General features: G+C 68.5%; 6 protein-coding genes and 1 pseudogene. 3 read left to right on the top strand and 4 right to left on the bottom strand.

Annotated features, from left to right (window positions below; translation table 11 throughout):
* Both L995_RS32665 and L995_RS00980 read right to left on the bottom strand, forming a co-directional pair.
* Positions 1-130: pseudogene (locus L995_RS32665) on the bottom strand (arginase); the annotation flags it as partial.
* A gap of 17 nt (positions 131-147) precedes the next feature.
* Positions 148-1,221: an ornithine cyclodeaminase gene (locus L995_RS00980; RefSeq protein ID WP_047468263.1), complete on the bottom strand. Its 1,074-nt coding sequence runs from the start codon at positions 1,219-1,221 to the stop codon at positions 148-150.
* A gap of 115 nt (positions 1,222-1,336) precedes the next feature.
* Here L995_RS00980 and L995_RS00975 point away from each other — a divergent pair, with 115 nt between their 5' ends.
* From L995_RS00975 to sugE, 3 genes are all read left to right on the top strand, one after another.
* Positions 1,337-2,617: a THUMP domain-containing class I SAM-dependent RNA methyltransferase gene (locus L995_RS00975; RefSeq protein ID WP_047468261.1), complete on the top strand. Its 1,281-nt coding sequence runs from the start codon at positions 1,337-1,339 to the stop codon at positions 2,615-2,617.
* Positions 2,614-3,102: a putative toxin-antitoxin system toxin component, PIN family gene (locus L995_RS00970; protein WP_016454612.1), complete on the top strand. Its 489-nt coding sequence runs from the start codon at positions 2,614-2,616 to the stop codon at positions 3,100-3,102. Before L995_RS00975 ends, L995_RS00970 begins: the two co-directional genes overlap by 4 nt.
* Positions 3,103-3,292: 190 nt before the next feature.
* Positions 3,293-3,610, top strand: a complete 318-nt coding sequence (gene sugE / locus L995_RS00965) for a quaternary ammonium compound efflux SMR transporter SugE (RefSeq protein ID WP_013804742.1) — start codon at positions 3,293-3,295, stop codon at positions 3,608-3,610.
* Between the two features lie 13 nt (positions 3,611-3,623).
* Here sugE and L995_RS00960 read toward each other — a convergent pair whose 3' ends face one another.
* Complete coding sequence (locus L995_RS00960) at positions 3,624-4,175, bottom strand: GNAT family N-acetyltransferase (protein WP_017406990.1); 552 nt, start codon at positions 4,173-4,175, stop codon at positions 3,624-3,626.
* A gap of 430 nt (positions 4,176-4,605) precedes the next feature.
* Positions 4,606-5,075 (bottom strand): flavin reductase family protein (locus L995_RS00955; RefSeq protein WP_047468256.1); only part of this gene is annotated, 470 nt, incomplete at its 5' end.

The raw sequence follows: 5,075 nt of genomic DNA, 5'->3' as shown, positions 1-5,075 counted from the left end.
CCACGCGCAGCGCGTCGGGGCCCATGGCGCTGCCCAGGCGGCTGGCGCCGATGTCGGTGGGCACGCCTATGAGTCTCAGGGCGCGTGCGGTCTGCGGGGTCGTATGGGTGTTCATGCTCATGGGACCCATGGTATGCAGTCCCCGTGTCAGCCAAAGCCGCGTTCTGCCTGCCCGGCCTCGCGCACCAGCCGGTACAGGTCGCGGGGGTCGGCCAGCGAAGGCACCAGGTCGATCGACTGCATCAGCCCGGTGTCGTGGGCCAGCGCGCGCAACCAGCGCAGGGCCGAATAGTCTTCCAGCGCAAAGCCCACGGAGTCGAACAGCGTGATCTCGGTGTCGTGCCCGCGTCCCGGCGCCAGGCCATTGATGACCTGCCACAGCTCGGTCACGGGCGCGTCGGCGGGCAGCTGCTGCAGCTCGCCTTCCACGCGCGTCTGGGGCGTGAACTCCACGAAGATGCGCGCGCGCCGCAGCAACTCCACGGGCAGTTCGGTCTTGCCGGGGCAATCGCCGCCGACGGCATTGATGTGGGTGCCGGGGCGCACATCGGCATCGGCGATCACGCAGGCGCGGCGCTTGGCGGCCGTGACCGTGGTGACGATGTCGGCGCCTTCCAGCGCCTGGGCGCTGCTGGTGCAGCAGGTGATGCGCTGGGCGGCAATGCCTGCATGGCCCAGGTTGTCCACCAGCTTGCGCATGGCCTGGACGTCGATGTCGAAGATGCGCAGCCGCTCCACGCCCAGCAGGTGGGTGAAGGCCAGGGCCTGGAATTCGGACTGCAATCCTGCGCCGATCAGCGCCATGCTGCGGCAGCCCTGTCGCGCCAGCCGGCGCGCGGCCAGCGCCGAGGTGGCGGCGGTGCGCAGCGCCGTGGCCAGCGTCAGGTCGGACAGGAAGACCGGCAGGCCCGTGGCCACGTCGGCCAGGGCGCCGAATGCCATCACCGTGGGCAGGTCCCGGTCGGCGTTGTCTGGATGGCCATTGACGTACTTGAAGGCGTAGTCCAGCGCATCGGACACGGGCATGAGCTCGATCACGCCGCCGGGCGAATGGTGGGCGATGCGGGCCGATTTCTCGAAATCGGGCCAGCGCGCGAAGTCTTGCTCGATGGCATCGGCCAGGCCGGCCAGGCAGGCGGCGACGCCGACCTGCGCCACCAGGCGTGCGGCCTGCGTGGCGCCGAGGAAATCCGTGTGGACGGGCGTGGTTCGAGTCTTCATGGTGCTCTCCCTCGCGGTTGCTTCCACTGTAGGCCCGGGCCGAAGCGCAGGCAAGCGGGTTTCGGCTGGCGCCTGCGCGGGGAATCGCGGTGCGCGTATGCTCGGCACCCAAGCTATGAACCAACTGCATCTGTTTTTGCCCTGCGCCGCCGGCGTCGAGGGATTTCTGGCCGACGAGGTCCACGCGATCACCGGCCTGAGCGGCCACGACCTCCTGGTCGGCCGTGGCGGCGTGATGGTGCGCGGCCTGTGGCGCGACGCCCTGCTGCTGAACCTGCACAGCCGTCTGGCCCAGCGCGTGCTGGTGCAGCTGTCGCAGACCCTGTACCGCAACGAAAACGACCTGTACCGCGCCGCCAGCGAAGTGGCCTGGGAGATCTGGTTCTCCCCGCGCGAGAGCTTCAAGATCGAAGTCACGGCCCAGCACAGCCCGCTGACCAGCCTCAACTTTGCGGCGCTGCGCGTCAAGGACGCCATTGCCGACCGCTTCCGCGACAGGAAGGGCGTGCGCCCCGACGTGGAAACGCGCCACCCCGACGTGCGCGTGCACCTGCACCTGACGACCGACGAGGCCACCATCTACATCGACACCTCGGGCGAGGCGCTGTTCAAGCGCGGCTGGCGCGAGGACAAGGGCGATGCGCCGCTCAAGGAAACCCTGGCCGCGGCCATGATCGCCGCCACGGGCTGGGACCCGCACGGCGACGATCCCCAGCCGCTGTACGACCCTTGCTGCGGCAGCGGCACGGTGCTGATCGAGGCCGCGCAGATTGCACGCCGCATTCCGGCCGGCATTCTGCGGCGCTTCGCGTTCGAGAAGCTGGTGCCCTTCCAGAGGCATGTGTGGGAAGCCATGCTGGACGAGGCCGAGGCCGCCATCCTGCCCGACAGCCCCGTGGCCATCTATGGCTCCGACGTGTCCCACCGCATGGTGGACTTTGCCCAGCGCAACGCCGAGCGCGCTGGCGTGGGCCAGACCGTGCAACTGCGCGGTGGCGACGCGCTGCAGCGCATGCCGCCCTGCGAGCAGCCCGGCCTGATGCTGCTGAACCCGCCCTATGGCGAGCGCATTGCCGCAGCCGGCTCGGCCGGCCGCAGCGCCGGCGAACGCATGGAAGTGGTCGAGCGCGCGGGCCGCGAGACGGCCCAGACCGAGGACGGCGTGGAATTCTTCAGCCAGCTGGCCACCCACTGGAAGAAGAACTACAGCGGCTGGAGCGCCTGGATGCTCACGCCCGACCTCAAGCTGCCCGGCAAGATGCGCCTGAAGGAAGCGCGGCGCACGCCCATGTGGAACGGCCCCATCGAGTGCCGGCTGTTCCGCTTCGACATGGTCCGTGGCGCTGTCAAGCCCAGAAAGGCCGCCGAAGGCCCGGCAGAGGGCGCCGCGCCATGAAGATCGTGCTGCGCTGGCCGCAGTGCAACGACGGCTACGAAGGTCCCCTGCCCCGGCCCGTGGTGCTCGATACCAATGTGGTCCTTGACATGCTGATCTTCGACGATCCGCATGTTCCGCCGATCCGCGAGCTGGTGGAGCAGGGGCAGATGCGCTGGATCGCCGACCAGGCCCAGCGCATCGAGCTCGAACGCGTGCTGCACTACAGCCAGATCGCGCCGCGCGTGGCCTTCTACGGCAAGACGGCCGAAGGCGTGCTCTCGGCCTTCGACGGAGCCGTCGAATACGTGGCCGATGCGCCGCGCATCCGCTTTGCCTGCACCGACCCCGACGACCAGCATTTCCTGGACCTGGCCAGCCAGCACCAGGCGCTGCTGATCAGCAAGGACAAGGCCGTGCTCAAGCTGCGCAAGCGCGTGGCCGGCCTGGGCGCCACCGTGGGCAACATCCTGCTGGCTGAACAGGAAGAGGCACTGGCCGCCTGACGCCCTGGCCGCTGTTGTGCAGCAACCACCCAGGCGGCAATGGGGCAACAGGCTGGGTGCGGCCGGCTTGAAGGCTTTCTCCTAAACTGGCGGCCATGCAGGAGGCACAAGCCCTTCTGCCAGGAGGACGGCCTCCCCCACATCGGGACATGCATGCGCCGGGACGACCCGGCTTCACAAGGAGTTTTCCATGGCATGGGTCTATCTGTTGGTGGCGGGGCTGCTCGAAGTGGTCTGGGCGTTTTCGATGAAGCAATCGCACGGCTTCACGCGGCTGGTGCCCAGCGCCATCACCATCGTCACCATGATCGCCAGCTTCGGCCTGCTGGCCGTGGCCATGCGCAGCCTGCCGCTGGGCACGGCCTACACGATCTGGACCGGCATCGGCGCCGTGGGCGCCTTCCTGGTCGGCATCACGGTCCTGGGCGAGCAGGTCAGCGCCATGCGCATCGGCGCGGCCGTGCTCATCGTCTCGGGCCTGGTGCTGATGAAGATGTCTTCGGACTGAGCGGGGCGGCCGTTCAGCGGCCCGTGCCCAGCTCCAGCGTCAGGCGCAGCATGTCGCGGTGCTGCACGCCGCGCTCCCACAGCTGGGTGGTGTAGTGCTTCAGAAAGAAGTCACGCACGATTCCCGTCACGCGAAACCCCGCGCGCTGGTAGAAGACCAGCTGGTCGCCGAAGCTGCCGGTGCCGACCTCGATGCGGGGAGCACCTTGCGAGCGCGCCCAGGCGATGGCCTGGCGCAGCAGGGCGGTGCCCAGGCCCCGGTGATGCAGCGATTCCGCGACCGCGATGTTCATCAGCTCCCAGGCGGGTGGGCCTGAGGCCTCGTCGCCGCTGGCGCGCAGCGGCACCAGCACGCACATGCCCAATACCTCGCCGCGCCCGCCGGGACGCGGCGGCTGGCCTTCGCGCTGGAAGGACTCGCGCGCGGCAAAACAGGTGGAGCCCGCCAGATAGCCGCGCACCTTTTCCCGCGACGGGTCCGCCGACAGCAGCAGCGGCCACGGCGCCTCGGCCGGGTTCAGCGGCTCTATGTGCCAGGGTGCGAGGGAAACGGAAGGCGCGGTCATAAGCCTGAATCATCCCATGCCTGACATTGGGACGCAGTTGGGCACCTCTGCGGAATCTTGACGTGCGCTTACAACTGTGCGTTTGCACGCCGGGATCTAGTGGTTTATACTTAGACCTAGGGTAAACGCTTAGAGGGTTTTCCCGGCATTCGCGGCACTTGAGATGCATGCCGCCAGTGATTGTTGAGCGTCTCAGTAAGGAAGTTCACCATGCGCCAAGCAATCTATTCCCTGATCGATTTCATCCAGCAAGCCCGCAACGCCGAGCTCGAAATCGCCAACCAGTAATCCGGTTGGAGGCAGGTGCGCCCCGAAGCGCGCCCACCGATGCGATCGCCCCATTTGCCGATGATGGCCTTGGGGCTTTTGTGTTTCTGGGCGCCAGGCATCTGGGCGCCGGGCTTGCGGGCACAGGGCAGCGGAGCCCTGTCTACAGGCCCAGCACCAGCCTGCCGCTCCTGGCGCGCGAGCAGCAGCTCATCATCTTGGTGCAGGCCGCGCGCTCGCCGCGCGTGAGCACCATGTCTCGGTGGTCCACCTCGCCTTCGAGCACGGGCACTTCGCAGGACCCGCACAGCCCTTCCCGGCAGTCGCTTTGCACTTCGATCTTCGCGCTGCGCAGGGCGTCCAGCAGCGTCTGGTCGTTGCGCACCTGCACCACAAGGCCCGAGGCGCGCAGTTCCACCTCGAAGCCCTGCTCCCTGGCAGGGTCCAGCGCCCCCACGGTGGAGACGAAGTGCTCCACGCGCAGGCTGTCCTCGGGCCAGTGGCGGCTGGCGGCCTCTAGGCCGTGCAGCAGGCGCGCCGGTCCGCAGGCATGGATGCGGGCTCCGGCGCGCGGCGTGGCCAGCAGGGCGGCGTAGTCGGCGCGCCGGCCTTCCTCCGCCACGTACAGGTGCA

Source organism: Delftia sp. ZNC0008, assembly GCF_000799035.1.
Classification (GTDB): Bacteria; Pseudomonadota; Gammaproteobacteria; order Burkholderiales; family Burkholderiaceae_C; genus Comamonas; species Comamonas tsuruhatensis.
The sequence above is the reverse complement of the archived record's forward strand: the minus strand, read 5'-3'. Positions and strand labels throughout refer to the sequence as shown.

Excerpts from the sequence above, each read along its gene's own strand:
- L995_RS00980 (WP_047468263.1), bottom strand. The coding sequence starts at position 1,221 with ATGAAGACTCGAACCACGCCCGTCCACACGGATTTCCTCGGCGCCACG.
- L995_RS00975 (WP_047468261.1), top strand. The coding sequence starts at position 1,337 with ATGAACCAACTGCATCTGTTTTTGCCCTGCGCCGCCGGCGTCGAGGGA.
- L995_RS00970 (WP_016454612.1), top strand. The coding sequence starts at position 2,614 with ATGAAGATCGTGCTGCGCTGGCCGCAGTGCAACGACGGCTACGAAGGT.
- sugE (WP_013804742.1), top strand. The coding sequence starts at position 3,293 with ATGGCATGGGTCTATCTGTTGGTGGCGGGGCTGCTCGAAGTGGTCTGG.
- L995_RS00960 (WP_017406990.1), bottom strand. The coding sequence starts at position 4,175 with ATGACCGCGCCTTCCGTTTCCCTCGCACCCTGGCACATAGAGCCGCTG.